We start from the raw sequence: 18176 nt of genomic DNA, 5'->3' as shown, positions 1-18176 counted from the left end.
GGGCTAGCCTGCGGCCACCCGTGGACGTCCGCTTGCCTCGACCGTGATCAGCGCCTCGACAAAAACGTCCTTTGACTCGACTCGCGCGGTTTTGATGTCACGATCCACGATCACGCGAATGTCTTCTGCGCCGGCTTCTCGTACTGCGCCCTCTGCTTCGGACATTAGTACCTTTTCCAACAGGGCCAGAGCGTCCTCTGACGCGGCGAAGTCCTTCGGGCCATCCTCCAGATGCACACGATATCGCCCTTCCGCCGGGGATGTGACGGTGCCCGAGCGACGCAGGGTCAGCCGCCCCACGACAGCACCAATCGCATTTGCCACGCCCGCGTGTTCCGGCAGGATCATTCGGCAGTGCAGCCGTTCACCCACCGCAGGGTAATAGCTGGGGGCCGACGCCCCAAGGCCAACCACATCCACATTCAAAGCAGCGCTCAGCGACAGCAACCCACGGTGTTGTGCCAACCCGCGCTGTGTCAGCACATGACGCGCCAAGTCTTGCGAAGGCAGACCAAAACCAACCTGTTCTTCGTCAAAAGCAGCCTCTAACAAGGTCAAACTGGTCTGTTCCGTCAATTGATCCACGATCATCTGGGCCAGCGCTTCGGGAGAGTTTGCCAACATATCCCCTGACCCGACCCGTTTGCGTGCCATCAGTTCCAATGCCTTGCGCGCCGCATCGACATCCCAGGCACGAACCCGCCCCAACACGTGACTGGCATCAGATGGCGTAACCCCAGACACCTGGATGATTCCGCGATCGACCAGGCGCATCAGCGCCCCGTTCTCCATCCGCGAACGCAGCAAGGCGCTCAGGGGCAGAACGCGATCTCCCAGCCTCTCCAGCAGGCTTTCTTCCCGCGCGCCGACTCCTTCAGCATGGATGCCGGGCACGCGGCGGGCAAAACGCGTATCATGCTCGCCCACGGTCGTGGCCCGCAATTGTTCATCCAGTACAGAATGCACAACGTCGGGCGCTTCTGATGCGATCAGCGAAACGGGCAACACGCGACGCGGGCCCAGGAAAACACCGCCCCGCAACCCTTCGGTCGCAACATGAACCTGACTGTCGCCGCCCAGACCGTGGGTTCGCATCGCCACGGCCTCGACCATGGTGCGAAACCCACCCACCTGCGCCCCGGCCGGGTCGATCGCGGGCTTTCCGTCCCGGATAAGTGCGACATCAGTGGTCGTTCCCCCGATGTCCGAGACCAGCGCATTGTCCGCTCCGGTAAGCCATCGCGCCCCGACGATAGAAGCCGCAGGCCCGCTCAGAATAGTCTCGATCGGCCGTTCCCGGGCCTGTTCCGCGCTCATCAGGGCGCCATCGCCGCGCACCACCATCATCGGCGCCGAAATTCCCAGCGCATGCAGTTGATCCTGTGCACGCCCGATCAATCGGTCGATCATCCCGATCAGCCGCGCATTCAGCACAGCCGTCACCGCGCGTTTCGGACCATTGAGCTTGGCGGACAAGTGATGAGAACAGGTCACCGGCGCCCCGGTTCTTTCCGAGATTATGCGCGCCGCTTCCAACTCGTGCGCCGGGTTGCGGGTGGCGAACCGAGCAGCAACCGCAAAGCCGGAAATTCCGTTATGCGACTCCAAAAAGGCCTCAAGCGCTGCGGCATCCAAGGCGGCAGCTTGCCCACCGGAATGGGTATGCCCACCGGCAATCACCAGGGCCGGATCGCCCTTCAGCGCCTCTTTGAGCCCGTGTTTTTCAAGATCGCTGTCCTTGAACCCGATATAGATCAACGCGACACGGCCACCCTGCCCCTCGACCAGCGCATTCGTGGCCAGCGTCGTCGACAATGACGCCATCGAGATCTGATCCGGTGTGACCTGCGCCTCTGCCAGCACAGACGAGATCGCCTTGCCCACACCAATCGCCAGATCCGCCCGGGTGGTCAGCGACTTGGCCGAGGCGATGACCTCTTTCTCATCCCTGATCAGCACCGCGTCGGTATAGGTCCCGCCCGTATCTACCCCCAAAGACAACGTCATCGGGTCCTCCTGTCTGTTCGCTGCGGATGGGTTTAGCGGTTATGCACGACACGTCCAGCCTGTTTGCGGCAATTATGACAGTTGTTCCACCGCCCAGCGCGCCGCTTCTGCCACGGTCTCATCCGGGTCTTCCAACAGACGCTGAGCCACTGGTTTCAGTTTCGGCTGTCCCGAGTTTCCAATGGCATACAGAACATTGCGCACGAACCGGTCCCGGCCGATTCGTTTGATCGGCGAGCCGGAAAACTTTGCACGAAAAGCGGCATCGTCCAGCGCCGCCAGTTCTTCCAAACCGGGCGCTTTCAGATCGTCCCGGGCGGCATAGCGCATATCGCTCGCTGCGACGGCAAACTTGTTCCATGGACAGGCCGCCAGACAATCGTCGCAGCCATAGATCCGATTGCCCAACTTTCCGCGCAGCTCATGGTCCACCGGGCCTTTATGCTCAATGGTCAGGTATGAAATGCACCGCCGTGCATCCAGTTGATACGGGGCCGGAAACGCATCGGTCGGGCAAATGTCCAGACAGGCGCGGCACGATCCGCAATGATCGATCTCTGAATTGTCCGCCGGTAGGTCCAGAGTAGTGAAAACAGACCCTATAAAGGCCCAATTTCCCCATTCGCGGCTTACAAGATTGGTGTGCTTGCCCTGCCAACCCAGTCCGGCGGCATATCCCAGCGCCTTTTCGGGAACCGGAGCGGTATCGACGAATACTTTCACCTCGCCTCCAGCTTCGGCAATCAGCCATCGCGCCAACCGCTTCAGCCGCTTCTTGACCAGATCATGATAGTCCTTGTTCTGCGCATAGACCGAAATTGCACCACGATCTGGGTGTTTCAGGATCTCCGTCGGGTCATGTTCCGGCGTATAGCTTTCAGCCAACATGACCACCGATTGCGCCTCGGGCCAAAGCGCGGCAGGATCGCCACGCCAATGCGTGCGCTCGGCCATCCATCCCATTTGCCCGTGGTACCCGGCGTCCAGATAGGCCCGCAAGCGTTTCGGCACCTGTGGAACATCCCAAGGGCGGCACACGCGACAGGCAACAAACCCCTCTGCCTGGGCTTGTTGCACCAGCTTTTCCTTAAGATCCGATCCGCTCTTCATCTGGCCAAAATATCCTCGGGGGAAATCGCGCCCTTGGCGCGATGGGGAGCAGACAGCCCCCCTTGCGCACCCTATCAGAAATCCAGATCAGCGTAATGGGGCGGCGGTCGGAACCCTGGCACCTGATCCGCCAGAATTGACCGAAATGCCGGTCGAGACTTTATCTTGGCATACCAGTCCTTGACCACCTGGCTACGGTTCCAGTCCACGTCCGAGATGTAATCCAGCGAAGACAGATGCGCCGCGGCCGCGAAATCCGCCAATGTCATCTGATCCCCGGCCAACCAACGGCGGTGATCCAGCAGCCACGCCATGTAATCCAGATGGTATTTGATCGCCTTGGCACCCTGTTTGACGTTCTTGCTGTCCGGATACCCCTGTCCTGTCACCTTTTTGTTCACTCGCTCATACAACAGCTTCGATGTCACCTCGTGGTGAAACTTGTCGTCGAACCAACCGACCAGCCGTCGCACTTCAAACCTGGCTTCGGGGGTTTTCGGCATCAAAGCTGGCTCTGGGCGGGTTTCTTCGATGTATTCGCAGATCGCCGCGCTTTCCGACATGATCTGCCCGTCCAGACGCAACACGGGTACTTTTCCCGCCGGGTTGCGCCGCAGAAAATCAGGATCCTGTTCCCAGTATCGCTCTTCTACCAGCTCAACTTCGATCTTCTTCTCCGCCAGCGACAGACGGACCTTGCGACAATACGGAGAGAGGGGAACGTGAAACAGACGCGCCATGGACTTCCATTCGAACAAGTGAATACCCGACAGATTTAGCCTTGGCAGATAGCGGGTTTCAATCCTCGAAACAATCCGCGCGACCATCTGCGCGGATGGTGGCCGCCCCATCGAGGATCGAAGCCGCCCGTCTGCGGGTACGCGCAGTCGGATCCGTGACCGACCGGTTGCGCGGGGACGGCAGGATTGCGGCAACCCGCGCCGCTTGAACCGAAGTCAGCTTTGCCGCGCTGGTGTTGAAATAGCGTTGCGCCGCAGCTTCGACCCCGAATACGCCATTTCCGGTTTCGGCGACATTCAGATACACCTCAAGAATACGCTGTTTGCTCCAGAATATTTCAACCACCGGCGTGATCGAGGTTTCCAAAGCCTTGCGCACCCAGCTGCGGCCCTGCCAGAGGAACACATTCTTCACCACCTGTTGCGTGATGGTCGAGGCACCACGATTGCCGCCATCCTCAAGCGCGTCGCGGATTGCTTCGACGTCAAAGCCCCAATGCAGGCAGAAATTTGCGTCCTCGGCTGCAACAACTGATCTTGCCATGATCGGTGCCATGTCTTCGATCGGAACCCATTCGCGTTCAACCTTTCCCAGCCGGCGCCATTCCGACCAGATGGTGTGGGTGACAGGAGGGTTCACCACCGAGTAAATCAGGACCAGAGCAACCACGAGGCCCAGAACCGCCATGACCGCTCGCGTTACCCAGCGGCGAATCTGCCGCGCCACTGGTTCCTTCTTTCTGGATGCCTTGCGTTTTTTTCCGCCGGATTTGCGGGCTGCTTTCTTCGCCATGTCTCAGCTATACGACGCAAGGTTCCGGTTTGAAACGGCCTAAATCGCGAAAGCGCGCGCCTCGCGCGGATGAACGATCGGGCGCGCGGTTTTCAGCGACATCGGATCAAGCCCGGTCAACTCGGGAAACAAGTGCAGCACTTCGCTTTGCGTTGCCCGATCCGAAGCCGACAACGCGTGCCCGGGATAATAGCTTTCGCTCTTTGCTCCGTTGGCGAAAACGATCTCATGCTGTTTGAACAACAGGTGGAAATATTCAACCTCACCGCCCTCGACCCGTTTCACGGTGTCATCGTTGACCAGAGTATGCGCCGGAACCAGCGCTTCGGTATGACCGAACAGATAGGACGCCTGCCAGTCTTCGATCAGCATCCGGTGCTGCGGTGAAACCAGCAAGGGGCGATCCAGACCAAACACCCCGGCATCGAAACGGATTGGGGCCAGTTTGCCTTCGGCTGCGACGGTTGTACACCCGACCCAGATCAAGGGTTGTGGTCCGTGATCCACCGTGATGACCAGATCACCAGCCTTCAAACCCTCAACCGCGCGCTCACCTTCCGGTGTGGCGATCATGGTCCCGGCCGTAAAGCACGGCGGCCCAAGGTTACCGACATTCAGCGGGCCTGACGTGTTGACAAAAGTGGTCGACACCAGCGTTCCGGGCTGCAGCACCTGGCCGTCTGTGGGGGTGAAAGCCCGCGACCCATCAGCAAGGTAGAACGTGGTTCCTGTATAGGTCACGTTCCCAACGCCTGACACGTTGATCGTTACGGTATCGCCTGGCCAGGAATTTGTAACGTCTTGCCCGTTGACCGTGTCACCACTGGGTGCGTCAATAAGATTGTCATCATTCGCATCAGTCAGGGTGAAATTGCTGACCGTGACGGCCGTTCCCGCTGGTGGCGGGCTTGCGGGATCAAAGGTGAAGAACTGATCGCGATATGTCGTTGGCATCCTGTTGCCCCTACTCTGTCACCATTAGGAACCGAAACAGGCAATGGCTATCACTACAAGGTGAAAAAAGCATGGCGAAATTCGGAAGAACAAGCAAGAATCCCACCGAAACCTCACAAAAACTGTGGCCCCGCGTGCTGCAAATGGCACGCGGGGCCGGTTTTTTGGTGGAATTTCGGCTTACTCCGCCGGAACTGCCGTGGCTTCTTCGCTCAGCGGGTGGCTGAGTTTGTTGAGCATTTCTTTGGGACAAACCTGTAAGAAGTTGCCCTTTTCCACATCCCAATGCTGGAGAATATCCGCAGCCTTGCGGCTGTAAGTCTCCTCGGCGTGACGCGTGATCAAGGCTTTCAATTGATCCACCCAATGGTCCACGGTGACCGGGCAGGTCACAAGCGTTTCCTTGTTCATCAACGCTTCGGCCTTGCCTTCGGGATCGTACAGATATGCCATGCCACCGGTCATCCCGGCACCGAAATTGGCCCCGATATCACCAAGAATCACGGCCACACCGCCGGTCATGTACTCACACCCGTTCGAGCCACACCCTTCAACCACAACTGTGGCACCCGAGTTGCGCACGGCAAACCGTTCACCCGCGCGGCCAGCCGCAAACAGATGGCCGTCAGTTGCACCGTAGAGAACCGTGTTGCCGATGATTGTGTTGTCGTCTGCCTTCAGCGGGCTGACCTGCGGCGGGCGCACAACGATCGTGCCGCCAGACAGGCCCTTGCCAACATAGTCATTGGCATCCCCCGACACTTCCAGCTTCAGACCCGGGGCAGCGAAAGCCCCCAGAGACTGACCGGCCGAACCCTGGAGTTTCACGTGCAGGTGGTCATCCTGGAACGTGTTCCGCATGCCGAAGTTCTGCACAATGTGGCTGGAAATACGGGTTCCGACAGTGCGGTGCGTGTTCTGGATGGCATATGACAACTGCATCTTCTCGCCGTCCTTCAGGAACCGTGCCGCATCGCGCACGATCTCGGCATCCAGCGTGTCGGGCACGGCGTTGCGGTCCTTGTCGCGATTGTACACGATGTTATGCGCACCATCGACGGTGATCAGCAGCGGGTTGAGATCCAGATCGTCCAAATGTGCCGAACCCCGGCTAACCTGCGCCAGCAGATCGGCCCGACCGATGATTTCATCCACGGAACGCGCGCCAAGGCTGGCCAGCAACTCGCGCACTTCCTGCGCGTAGAAGGTGATCAGGTTCACCACCTTGTCCGCGTTGCCGGTGAACTTGGCACGCAGCGATTCATCCTGCGTGCAGACGCCGACGGGGCAGGTGTTCGACTGGCACTGACGCACCATGATACAGCCCATCGCGATCAGGGCGGCGGTGCCGATGCCGTATTCCTCGGCCCCCATCATCGCTGCCATGACGATGTCGCGCCCGGTGCGCAGGCCGCCATCGGTGCGCAGAGTCACCCGGTCGCGCAGGTTGTTCATCGCCAGAACCTGATGCGCCTCGGTCAGGCCCATCTCCCATGGCAGACCAGCATATTTGATGCTGGTGGCGGGTGAGGCACCCGTACCGCCGTTGTGACCCGAAATCAGGATAATATCCGCTTTCGCCTTGGCCACACCGGCAGCAATCGTGCCGACGCCCGAAGACGCCACCAGTTTCACCGTCACCTTGCAGCGCGGGTTGATCTGTTTCAGATCATAGATCAGCTGCGCAAGGTCTTCGATCGAGTAGATGTCGTGGTGCGGCGGCGGTGAGATCAGCGTCACACCCTTGGTCGAGTGACGCAGACGCGCGATCAGGTCGGTGACCTTCATGCCTGGCAGCTGACCACCCTCACCAGGCTTCGCGCCTTGGGCCACCTTGATCTCAAGTTCTTCACATTGATTCAGGTATTCGGCAGTCACACCGAACCGGCCCGAGGCCACCTGTTTGATCTTGGCCGAGGGGTTGTCGCCATTCGGCTCCGGCACGAAGTGTGCAGGATCTTCACCACCTTCACCCGAGTCGGATTTCGCTCCGATCCGGTTCATGGCCACGTTCAGCGTCTTGTGCGCCTCGGGGCTGAGCGCGCCCAGTGACATGCCCGGCGTGACGAAACGCTTGCGGATTGAGGTGATCGATTCCACCTCTTCAATCGGCACCGGTTTGCCCAATGGTTTGAAATCCATCAGGTCGCGCAGATGGATCGGCGGGTTCGATTGCATCTTGGCAGAATACTGTTTCCACAGCTCATAGGACGCCTTGTTGCAAGCCATCTGCATCATATGCATCGAGGTCGCTTCCCACGCATGGGTTTCACCCGATTGCCGCGCCTTGTAGAAACCACCGATCGGCAACACGTCCAGACCACTGTTCCAGCCCTTGGCGTGGATTTCTTCGGCCTTTGCCTGAATACCGGTGACGCCGATGCCGGAAATACGGCTGGTCATACCCGGGAAGTACTCGGCGACCATCGCGCGGCTCAGGCCTACAGCCTCGAAATTCAGACCTCCACGATAAGACGAGATCACCGAAATTCCCATCTTGGCCATGATTTTCAACAGGCCCTGGTCGATGGCTTCGCGGTAGCGCGCAACATTTTCGGTCAGGGTGCCGTCCAGCAGCCCACGATCGATACGATCGGCCAGCGAGTCTTCGGCCAGATAGGCGTTCACAACGGTCGCGCCACAGCCGATCAGAACCGCAAAGTAATGCGGATCGACACATTCAGCCGAGCGTACGTTCAAGGAACAGAACGTCCGCAGGCCCTGACGGGTCAGGTGTGAGTGCACTGCGCTGGTGGCAAGGATCATCGGCATCGCCACACGATCTTCACCCGAGTGCATGTCGGTCAGCACCAGATGCCCGGCGCCAGACCGGACAGCCTCTTCAGCTTCGGCTCTGACACGGGCCAAAGCCGCGCTCAGCGCACCTTGACCAGGCTCAAAGCTGCAATCGATCTCGGCCAGCGGAGCATTGAGGTTCCCAACCAGTTCATCCCATTGCGCGTTTCCAACAAAGGGGCTTTCCAGAACGATGATCTCGGTCTGGCTGCTGTCCTCATCCAGCACGTTCTTCAGGTTCCCGAACCGGGTTTTCAAGGACATGACGCGGTATTCGCGCAAACTGTCGATCGGCGGGTTGGTGACCTGAGAGAAATTCTGCCGGAAGAAATGGCTGAGCGGGCGGTATTGTTTGGACAGAACCGCCGAGGGCGTATCGTCACCCATGGACGCCAGCGCCTCTTTACCATCTTCGGCCATGGGCGCAAGAATCTGCTCTAGCTCTTCGACCGAATAGCCTGCCGCGATCTGGCGTTTGCGCAGATCTTCGCCCGAGAATATCGGCTTTTCGGTCACACCTGCCAGCGCCTCGTCCAGATCGTTGATCTTGCCGACCCATTCACCAAACGGCAATGCGCTCGCCAGCTTGTTCTTGATCTGGGTGTCGCGATACAGCTTGCCCTTTTTCATGTCGACAGCCAGCATCTGACCGGGGCCCAGCGCGCCTTTTTCGGTCACTGTGGACTCATCAATCGGCACCATGCCGGCCTCGGATCCCGCAATGACAAGACCATCGCCAGTCACGACATAACGCATCGGACGCAGGCCGTTGCGGTCCAGTCCAGCACAGACCCAGCGGCCATCCGTCATGGCCAGTGCGGCGGGGCCGTCCCACGGCTCCATCACCGAGTTGCAGTAGGAATACATGTCGCGCCACGCCTGCGGCAGTTCCACCGCCTGCTTGGACCAGCTTTCCGGAACCAGCATGGTTTTCGCCATCGGGGCCGAGCGGCCCGCACGCACCAGAACCTCAAAAACCGAGTCCAATGCTGCCGAATCCGACGATCCTCCGGCGATGATCGGCTTGATATCCTCGGCATAATCCCCAAATGTCGAGGACGCCATGCGGATCTCGTGGCTTTTCATCCAGTTGATGTTGCCTTTCAGCGTGTTGATCTCGCCATTATGCGCCAACATGCGGAAAGGCTGCGCCAGCCACCATTGCGGGAAAGTGTTGGTGGAATAGCGCTGGTGGTAGATTGCGAAGGCGGATTCAAACCGTTCGTCCATCAGGTCGGGATAGAAGACAGCAACCTGCTCGGCCAGCATCATGCCCTTGTAGATGATCGAACGGCACGACAGCGACGCCAGGTACAGTCCGGAAATACCCGCAGCCGAGGCAGCCTTTTCAATACGGCGACGAATGACATAGAGCTCGCGCTCGAAGGTCTCTTCGTCCACTCCTTTGGAATTCGAGATCAGGATTTGCTCGATCTCGGGTCGGGTGGCGTTGGCTTTTTCACCCAAACAGGTGACATCGACCGGCACATGACGCCAGCCATAGATGTAATAGCCCATGCGCAGAACTTCGCTTTCCACGATGGTCCGGCACTGTTCCTGTGCGCCAAAGTCGGTGCGCGGCAGGAAAACCTGACCAACAGCGATCAGTTTGTCCAATTTGGGCTCGTGGCCTGTACGCCTGATCTGATCGTAGAAAAACGAGACCGGAATCTGCACGTGAATGCCCGCGCCATCGCCGGTCTTTCCGTCCGCATCAACCGCGCCGCGGTGCCAGATCGCCTTGAGCGCGTCGATACCGGCGTCCACAACCTTGCGCGACGCTTTCCCATCCACGGACACAACGAGACCCACACCACAGGAAGAATGCTCTTCTTCCTCGGAATAGAGACCATTTTCAGCCATCCATTTGCGCTTGGCTTCTTCGGCCCGCACCCAATCGGCATCATATCTGGTCATTGGCTGTCTCCTTCGTCAGAGGGGGCGTACATGGCTTCGACCTCGGCTTTGGTCATCTGCCGGCGTTCGCCTGCGAACGCGTAGCCCTGGGGCTTTTTGTCGATGTAAAGTTCAAGTTTCAGCGGGTTGCCTGCGGCGTTGTCAAACAGACCTGCCGCCATTTGCGTCTGGCCGTGCATCTCGCCTGGGAGCGTGATCCGATACCAAAGCGCCGAGCCGCAATCGGCGCAAAAGGCGCGCTCGGCCCAGTCAGAGGAAGTGAAGGTTTTGACCGGTCCAAGCGCGGCATAGCCTTCTTCGGCCTGAAACGTCACCAGCATGGAACTGGTCCAGCGCCGGCACTGGTCGCAATGGCAGGCCCCCAGCGCATCCCGCGCCGGAGTTGCCGTCACCGTAACTGCGCCACACATGCATTGGCCTTGCAATTCAGGCATTTCGAAGCCTCCTGATCGCGGGATTATTCGGCCGCAACGGCAGATTTAGCATTGAAGCGTTCGATGATCGCATCAGCGCAGTCACGACCGTCCCGGATCGCCCAGACCACCAGCGAGGCACCGCGTACGATGTCACCGATTGCATAGACTCCGTCCATTTCGGTCTCGCCGGTTTGGAACGCCGCCTTGATCGTACCCCAGCGGGTGACCGGCAGATCAGGTTGTCCGAACAGCGTCGGCAGGTCTTCAGGTTCGAATCCAAGCGCCTTGATCACAAGATCGGCGTCTTCGACATAGTCCGCACCTTCGATCACTTCGGGGGCCTGACGACCGGATGCGTCTGGCTGTCCCAGGCGCATCTTCTGAACGATGACACCCTTGACCGTGTCTTCACCCGTGAACCCTTTGGGCGCGCTGAGCCATTCGAAGATCACGCCTTCTTCCTCGGCATTCTGCGTTTCACGCTGTGACCCCGGCATGTTGGCCCGGTCCCGGCGATACAGACATTTGACAGAAGTCGCGCCCTGACGGATCGAAGTGCGCACGCAATCCATCGCAGTGTCACCGCCGCCAATCACGACGACTTTCTTGCCGTGGGCGTTCAAGCGACCGTTGTCGAATTCTTCGACCTGGTCGCCAAAGCTTTTCCGGTTCGAGGCTGTCAGGAAGTCGATCGCCTTTTCGATCCCGGCCAAACCGCTGCCCGGCATTGCCAGGTCGCGCGACTTGTAGACACCGGTCGCGATGATAACGGCATCATGCCTGGCCCGGATTTCTTCGAACTTGGCCGCATCCACGTCGCAATTCAGAACAAACTCGACCCCACCATCAGCCAACAGGTCATTGCGGCGCTGAACAACGTCTTTTTCCAGTTTGAACCCCGGAATGCCATACATCAGCAGGCCACCGGCCCGGTCATAGCGGTCGTATACCGTGACCTGGATACCAGCCTGGCGCAGCATATCCGCAGCGGCCAATCCACCAGGGCCTGCACCAATGATACCTACGCTTTCAGCGCGTTCGGCCGATGGAGCAACCGGCTGGACCCAACCTTTTTCCCATGCGGTATCCGTTATGTATTTCTCGATCGAACCAATCGTGACGGTTCCATGGCCCGACTGTTCGATCACGCAGTTGCCCTCGCACAGGCGGTCCTGCGGACAGATGCGCCCGCAGATCTCGGGGAAGGTATTGGTGGCCTGACTTACCTGATAGGCTTCTTCCAGGCGCCCGGTCGCAGTCAGGCGCAACCAGTCGGGAATATTGTTGTGCAGCGGGCAATGCGACTGGCAGTACGGAACACCACATTGGCTGCACCGACTCGCCTGCTCGGCTGCTTTTTCGGCGGCGAACTCGGAATAGATCTCGTCAAAGTCGTCCTTGCGGTCATTGGCAGCACGCTTTTCCGGCATGACGCGGTCGATCTGCACAAATTTCAGCATCGGTTGCTTGGCCACGGGTCAGACTCCATGAATTGGCTAGGTTCCGTTTCTTTACGGGATGCGCTTTTGGATGAAAAGTCAATTATACTGACCTAAATTGAAAAAATGCAGCGCGCCTTTAAGAAAAGTGGGAAATAATTGGAAATTTTAGATCCGATTCGGACCTATATGCGCGCTTTCCTTTTTTCCATCGCCCTTATACCCATAACTCACAAAGAACACGTGGCAGCAGCACGGCAGGGCAGATGAGTTTGTTTCACCTGATTCTCGTAGCAATCATTCAGGGAATCACTGAGTTTTTGCCCATATCCTCATCTGGTCACCTGATCCTGCTGCCCAACCTGTCGGGGTTGCAGGATCAGGGTCAAGCCATTGATGTCGCGGTGCATGTGGGAACCCTGGGCGCCGTGGTGCTGTATTTCCGGTCAGATGTAAAACAGGCCCTTGCCGGGTTGCCGCGCGCATTGACCGGACGGGCGGATACACCGCAGGCCCGGCTTGCTCTGGGCCTGATCGTTGCAACTGTTCCTACCGTGATCGCGGGCCTCATTCTGCATGTCACCGGGTTGAGCCAGGCCATGCGCTCGATCACGGTCATCGGATGGACAATGCTGGGTTTCGGTCTGCTGCTGTACTGGGTGGATCAGAGGGCTCCTGAAACCAAAGAGGCCGAAAACTGGGGAATACGCGACGCGTTCATCATGGGCCTTTGGCAGGTTCTTGCTCTGATCCCAGGCACATCGCGATCCGGGATAACCATAACCGGCGCGCGGCAATTGGGATATACCCGTGAAGACGGCGCGCGGATCGCGATGTTGATGTCGATCCCGACAATCCTGGCGTCGGGCACACTGCTGGCATTGGATGCCGTGCGCGGGGCCGATATGCAACTGGCCCGGGATGGGGCCATTGCGGCGCTGTTTGCCTTTCTTTCGGCCCTGCTGGCGCTCAGCCTGATGATGCGGCTTCTGCGCAGCGTCAGCTTCACACCCTACGTCATCTACCGCGTCATTCTAGGCGTGATCCTTTTGATCATGGCCTACAGCTGATCAGATACGCAGGTTTTTGGCCGAGTTCTGAATGTCGTCATACTGACCCGAGGGGCGGAATTTCCACAGGTATTCCGGCAGTATCGATTCCAGCGTGGTCGGCACGATACCAAGGTCTGTAAAAGACTTTGCGCCCTCGGCGACAACATTGTCGTGACGCAGGTTCTTAAGCTGATCGCGAGTCAGAATGTTGTTGGGGAACAGCTGGAAGCTGACAAATTTAACGATATCCAGCACACCCGCCATAATCCGCGCGGCAAAGAACGGCAGGCCGATGATGACGCGGCGACGGTGAATCACTTCAAGCATCTGCTGCATCAAGGCACGAAAGGTCTTAACCTCGGGGCCGCCAAGCTCGTAAACACCCGGCTCTGCCTGCCCCAGAACGCCTTTGACGGCAGCCTGCGCCACATCGTCTACGTAAACGGGCTGGAATTTTGTCTCGGCCCCGACCAGAGGCAGGAATGGTCCCATGCGGGTCATTCCGGCGAAACGGTTGAAGAACTGGTCTTCGGTGCCAAAGATCACCGAAGGACGCAGGATCACGGCATCTGGCATATGTTTCAACACGCCCGCTTCACCATGTGCTTTGGTCCGGGAATACGCACTGGCTGAATTCGCATCCGCACCGATGGCCGAGATGTGAACCATCCGCTTGATGCCCTGCTCGGCCGCCAAACGCGCGATGCGTTCAGCTCCTTCGGCCTGAACGGTATCAAACCCGTTTTTGCCAAGCTCGTTCAGCACACCCACGCAGTTGACAACCACATCGGCGCTCTGCATCGCCAGCGCCACCGAGGCATCATCCCGAATATTGCACAGCACCGGTTCGACCTGACCCACAGCACCATAGGGTTTCACGAACATGGCCTCGTTCGGACGACGTACGGCCACCCGGACACGCCACCCCTCTTTCGCCATGCGCCGCGCGATGTAGCGACCGACAAATCCCGATCCGCCAAAAATCGTCACTAGTTTCGACATGAGAGGGCTCCTGCTGAGAAATTGCGCCCTAGAACTAGCGCCCGCAGGCCAGTCAAACAAGGCGCTAATTCGCCGCGACGGCGTGGAAAACCATGCGTGGAAAACACCGGCCGGGAACCGAATTCAAAAAACTTAAAAAAATCTCACCGAATCTGGTTGACGCCCCCCGCGACTAGGCTTAAACGCCCCTCCACGACACCTGCCCAGGTGGCGGAATTGGTAGACGCGCTAGCTTCAGGTGCTAGTGTCCGTATGGACGTGGAGGTTCGAGTCCTCTCCTGGGCACCATATCTCCCCGCAAGATGTTGAAACACAAAAATTTTCTTTGCGGGCATCAAAATACCCCCCTGATTTATCTCCCGACTTTTCGCAGATAGATCTGTAGGTATTGGTTGGTATCGCGCAGCTTCCAAGCTTCGGCAGAATCGTCCGCTGACTGCAACCGAGTTGTTAGGTTTAGTTATGGTTGTTCCGCCCGTTTCAATGGTCCTAATGATCAAAGCCAAGGCTGCGCAATCTACAACGAGACGGATAGCCCAAATCGATTATGAGTCGTATCCTCCGCACAACCGGCGCAAGCGGGTCACTGACGGAAAAGCACCGCAAAGCAGTAGTGCATCTCAGTAGAGCAAATTTCCGATCCGGCCACAAAGTAACCAGGTGCTGCAGTCCGCGATAACGACGTCAACGCGCAGAAACCAGACACTGCAAAATCCGGCGTTCGGCCCACAGCAGAACTTGACTCTTACTTCGAACAACGGCGGCTTTGAACCACACCAACTCACAAGGAGAAGTAGGCGCAATTCTCATTCCGCCACCAGCGCGACAACGGCTTCGCGTGGTTCGGAATGGCGGTTTTTGGCCAGACGTTGTTTGTTGAGTGTTCTACGATACACCAAAGCGAACACGGGAGGGGTGAAGTAGAAAGATACAACGGTTGATAACAGAACACCGCCTGCGATTGCTACGGCGAATGGTGGCCAAAATGCACCTCCACCCAATATCAGGGGTAGGAAGCCGCCAAAGGTCGTGACCGTTGTCGAAACAATGTGACGGCTGGAACCAGTAACTACGCGAGCCATGGCTGCGCGATCTCCCTGGCTGGCCTCTCTGTCTTGTTGTAACCCGGTCAAAATAATGATCGCCGCGTTGATCGAAACCCCTATTGAGCCGATCACCCCGATGATTGCCGTTATTCCGAACGGGAATTGCATGACTGCCAGCGACAGCAGTGAAAGGCCTGCAGACAACACGCACACGACCAAGGTCACAAGGGTCAGCCGGAACGAGTTGAAGGTCAGAACGATCGTCGCGATGGAGAGTGTGACGATCAACCCGACAGAGGCGAGCAAATTTCCCACGGTATTGGATCGGGCATCACTGTCGCCGCCTAAGGACATCGAATAGCCTTGCGGCAACACAAACCCGGACGCATCAAGCGCTTCCAATATGTCCTGCAAAGCCTCTTCCGGTAAAACACCGGGTACGATAAACGCCTGTATGGTGTTTTCTCGCACGCCATCCGTTCGGGTTATGACGCTTTCCGCAGGTTCGATTATGGGTCTGGCTAGTTCCGACAAAGGTACGGCGGGGAAAACTCCGGTCGCGGATATTTCGGCAGCGTTCGGCAGTAGAATGGGCATACTGACAATCGCGCTTAGATCTGATCGCACCTCGTCACCCAAACGAACGCGCACCGGCAACTGCTCAGTCCCTTCGATCAGTGACCCACCGGTGATGCCAACAAGCGCCGTGTCCAGCTGACCCGCTATATCCGCCACGTCCAGCCCCAGCAAACGGGCTTTGACCTCATCAATCTCGAACCGGATTTGAGGGTTGCCGCCGTTCACACTGGCACGCGCCTGCGTCACCAGATCGAGATTGGCCATTACTGAACGCACCTCGTCGCCCAGATTACGTAATACCGAGATGTCCTGCCCCTGAATTTTGACTTCAACCGGTGCGGCGACCGGAGGACCCTGAACAAGATTGCGCACGATGATCTGTGCGTCAGGAAAGTCGATATCCAGACGGCTCTGCAACGCTCCAACAAGGCGGGCCGCATCGTCGGCCGTGTCGGTCGTGATCATGGCCTGTGCAAAACCGGGCTCGCGTGAACGGTTGCCAACGATGTTGTAGTAGAATGCCGGGCCGGACTCTCCGACCGTCCAGTAGACACTCTTAACACCTTCATCTGCCAGTAGCATTTCGTCAATCTGGCGTGCGGTCGCTTCGGTGGTGGAAATTGATGTTCCACCCGGCATGTCGACCTCGATATAGAACTGGTTTCGGTCGACGCCCGGGAAGAATTGCGCAGTAAGCGTTGGAAAGGCCGCGAAGCCAAGCACGGGCAAGACCAGTGCCAAGGCGATGGATCGCACCGGATTGGCAACGGACAATCGGATTGAGGCCTCGAACAAGCGGGAAAGCGGCGGGATACTGATGCCGCGACTCAGCATTCCTGCGTCTGGGCGATCGGACAGCAACCAGCCCGCAATCGCCGGAGTCACCGTCAAGGCCACAACCAGCGACCAGACAAGCATAAGCACCACGGCGATAGCAATAGCACCGACAAAGTCACCCGCGGGTCCCGGCAGCAAGATCATCGGTGTGAAAGCAAGCGCCGTTGTGACAGTCGATGCCAGCAATGGAGCGGCCAACCGGCGAACAGCATCCCGTACGGCTGCAAGCCGATCCATCCCATCCTGCAGACGACGTCGAATTTCATCGGTCATGACGATGGCTGCGTCAACGAGCAGACCGAGGGCAACAATCAGGCCCGTCACGGACATCTGATGAATTGGCAATCCAATCATGTTCATCGTCGCCAGAGTTGCCAATGAGACAACCGGCAATACCAAAGCCACAATCCCAGCTGCCCGAACCCCCAACGTAACAAACAAAACTGCCACGACCAGTGCCACGCCAATGGCCATGTTGATCCCAACCTCTGACAAACGATCCGTCGTGTACTCGCTTTGATCAAACAGCAGTATTTCCTGCATGCCCAAAGGTACCGATGCGGCGCCGGCCTCAAGCTCATCCCGAAGAAAGCCCGTCCAACGGTCGATCTGTACCCCGTCCTGCGCCAGAACTCCTATCAAAACCGAGGGCTTTCCGTTGGCAAACGCGATTGAGGGCTGCGGTTTGCGCGCGCCCCGGTCTACGCTGGCAATATCTCCGAGCTGCACCACGGCACCGTCTGCGTTTTCTCGCAGGACGATGCTTCGAATGCGGTCCAAAGTCTCAATTTCTCCGCTTATGCCTATTGTCAGGTCGACATCGGACTGCAACCGCCCGGATTTAACCTTCCCATCTGCTTCTGCAATCCGCTGGGAGATCTCGGCAGCGCTGAGCCCAAGCGCAGCGGCCTTGTCCATATCGACATTTACGAGCACTTCTTCTTCCGGCTGACCGAAATAGTCCACGGCTCGCGTAGAGGGTATCGCGCGCAGCCTGTCACCCAGAGCTTCGGCATGCCGCGACAGCAAAGTTAACGGAAAGTCGGGGTCCTCGGCCGCAACGGCAATGACAGCAGAATAGGCAGAAATACCCTCGGCATCGAATTCCGGCGGCAACACTCCACTCGGAAAGTTCTGTCGAGCATCTTCAACGGCATCCCGAGCTTCGGCCCAAACCTGCTCAATGGTTGCTTCATCCAGCGTCTCCAGCAACTCTACCGAAACGACCGATACGCCCGACCGGGATACAGAGCTGATTTCATCCACCTCGGCAATTTTCCGAAGCTCTTCTTCGATTTCTGCGGTAACCAACGCTTCGACCCGTTCAGGGTCTGCACCCGGGAACTGCGTTGTCACAGTTGCGAAGAGGTTGGTAATCGTTGGGTCTTCCTGCCGTCCCAGCGACAGGAACGAAGACAGACCTGCAGATACAAGCACCAAAATGATGAGGGCAACCAGCCGGGGGTGGCGAAAGGTAAGAGTTTCCAT

The 18176-nt window shown here is 58.2% G+C and carries 11 protein-coding genes and 1 tRNA gene; 2 read left to right on the top strand and 10 right to left on the bottom strand.

Features of this window, described 5'->3' with window-relative positions:
• Positions 1–3: 3 nt before the first annotated feature.
• The 8 genes from FIU92_RS16565 to FIU92_RS16530 form a co-directional block, all read right to left on the bottom strand.
• Complete coding sequence (locus FIU92_RS16565; protein WP_152459669.1) at positions 4–2007, bottom strand: hydantoinase/oxoprolinase family protein; 2004 nt, start codon at positions 2005–2007, stop codon at positions 4–6.
• Positions 2008–2079: 72 nt separating this feature from the next.
• Positions 2080–3117 carry a tRNA epoxyqueuosine(34) reductase QueG gene (gene queG / locus FIU92_RS16560; RefSeq protein WP_152459668.1) on the bottom strand — a complete coding sequence of 346 codons (1038 nt, stop codon included), beginning with the start codon at positions 3115–3117 and terminating at the stop codon, positions 2080–2082.
• A 74-nt stretch (positions 3118–3191) separates the two neighbouring features.
• Positions 3192–3857: a glutathione S-transferase family protein gene (locus FIU92_RS16555; RefSeq protein ID WP_152459944.1), complete on the bottom strand. Its 666-nt coding sequence runs from the start codon at positions 3855–3857 to the stop codon at positions 3192–3194.
• 58 nt (positions 3858–3915) lie between these two features.
• Positions 3916–4650, bottom strand: a complete 735-nt coding sequence (gene mtgA, locus FIU92_RS16550) for a monofunctional biosynthetic peptidoglycan transglycosylase (protein WP_152459667.1) — start codon at positions 4648–4650, stop codon at positions 3916–3918.
• Positions 4651–4689: 39 nt separating this feature from the next.
• Entirely contained in the window at positions 4690–5604 is a 915-nt protein-coding gene (locus FIU92_RS16545; RefSeq protein WP_152459666.1) for a Hint domain-containing protein, read from the bottom strand.
• A gap of 180 nt (positions 5605–5784) precedes the next feature.
• Positions 5785–10317, bottom strand: coding sequence for a glutamate synthase large subunit (gene gltB, locus FIU92_RS16540; protein WP_152459665.1), 4533 nt, complete (start codon positions 10315–10317; stop codon positions 5785–5787).
• Positions 10314–10751 (bottom strand): GFA family protein, encoded by a 438-nt coding sequence (locus FIU92_RS16535; RefSeq protein ID WP_152459664.1) that lies wholly within the window; start codon positions 10749–10751, stop codon positions 10314–10316. Before FIU92_RS16535 ends, gltB begins: the two co-directional genes overlap by 4 nt.
• Positions 10752–10774: 23 nt before the next feature.
• Complete coding sequence (locus FIU92_RS16530) at positions 10775–12208, bottom strand: NAD(P)-dependent oxidoreductase (RefSeq protein WP_152459663.1); 1434 nt, start codon at positions 12206–12208, stop codon at positions 10775–10777.
• A 230-nt stretch (positions 12209–12438) separates the two neighbouring features.
• Here FIU92_RS16530 and FIU92_RS16525 point away from each other — a divergent pair, with 230 nt between their 5' ends.
• Positions 12439–13242, top strand: a complete 804-nt coding sequence (locus FIU92_RS16525) for an undecaprenyl-diphosphate phosphatase (RefSeq protein ID WP_152459662.1) — start codon at positions 12439–12441, stop codon at positions 13240–13242.
• Here FIU92_RS16525 and FIU92_RS16520 read toward each other — a convergent pair whose 3' ends face one another.
• Positions 13243–14226, bottom strand: coding sequence for a complex I NDUFA9 subunit family protein (locus tag FIU92_RS16520; RefSeq protein ID WP_152459661.1), 984 nt, complete (start codon positions 14224–14226; stop codon positions 13243–13245).
• A 201-nt stretch (positions 14227–14427) separates the two neighbouring features.
• On the opposite strand from FIU92_RS16520, the gene FIU92_RS16515 reads away from it, so the two are divergent.
• Positions 14428–14514 (top strand) — tRNA-Leu (locus FIU92_RS16515).
• 518 nt (positions 14515–15032) lie between these two features.
• Here the strand turns inward: FIU92_RS16515 and FIU92_RS16510 are convergent.
• Positions 15033–18176 carry an efflux RND transporter permease subunit gene (locus FIU92_RS16510; protein WP_152459660.1) on the bottom strand — a complete coding sequence of 1048 codons (3144 nt, stop codon included), beginning with the start codon at positions 18174–18176 and terminating at the stop codon, positions 15033–15035.

The organism is Ruegeria sp. THAF33, assembly GCF_009363615.1.
In the GTDB taxonomy this organism is placed as follows: Bacteria; Pseudomonadota; Alphaproteobacteria; order Rhodobacterales; family Rhodobacteraceae; genus Ruegeria.
This window is presented reverse-complemented; position numbering and strand designations above follow the sequence as displayed.

Coding starts and splice junctions, on each gene's coding strand:
- FIU92_RS16565 (WP_152459669.1), bottom strand. CDS start 2,007: ATGACGTTGTCTTTGGGGGTAGATACGGGCGGGACCTATACCGACGCG.
- queG (WP_152459668.1), bottom strand. CDS start 3,117: ATGAAGAGCGGATCGGATCTTAAGGAAAAGCTGGTGCAACAAGCCCAG.
- FIU92_RS16555 (WP_152459944.1), bottom strand. CDS start 3,857: ATGGCGCGTCTGTTTCACGTTCCCCTCTCTCCGTATTGTCGCAAGGTC.
- mtgA (WP_152459667.1), bottom strand. CDS start 4,650: ATGGCGAAGAAAGCAGCCCGCAAATCCGGCGGAAAAAAACGCAAGGCA.
- FIU92_RS16545 (WP_152459666.1), bottom strand. CDS start 5,604: ATGCCAACGACATATCGCGATCAGTTCTTCACCTTTGATCCCGCAAGC.
- gltB (WP_152459665.1), bottom strand. CDS start 10,317: ATGACCAGATATGATGCCGATTGGGTGCGGGCCGAAGAAGCCAAGCGC.
- FIU92_RS16535 (WP_152459664.1), bottom strand. CDS start 10,751: ATGCCTGAATTGCAAGGCCAATGCATGTGTGGCGCAGTTACGGTGACG.
- FIU92_RS16525 (WP_152459662.1), top strand. CDS start 12,439: ATGAGTTTGTTTCACCTGATTCTCGTAGCAATCATTCAGGGAATCACT.
- FIU92_RS16520 (WP_152459661.1), bottom strand. CDS start 14,226: ATGTCGAAACTAGTGACGATTTTTGGCGGATCGGGATTTGTCGGTCGC.
- FIU92_RS16510 (WP_152459660.1), bottom strand. CDS start 18,176: ATGGAAACTCTTACCTTTCGCCACCCCCGGCTGGTTGCCCTCATCATT.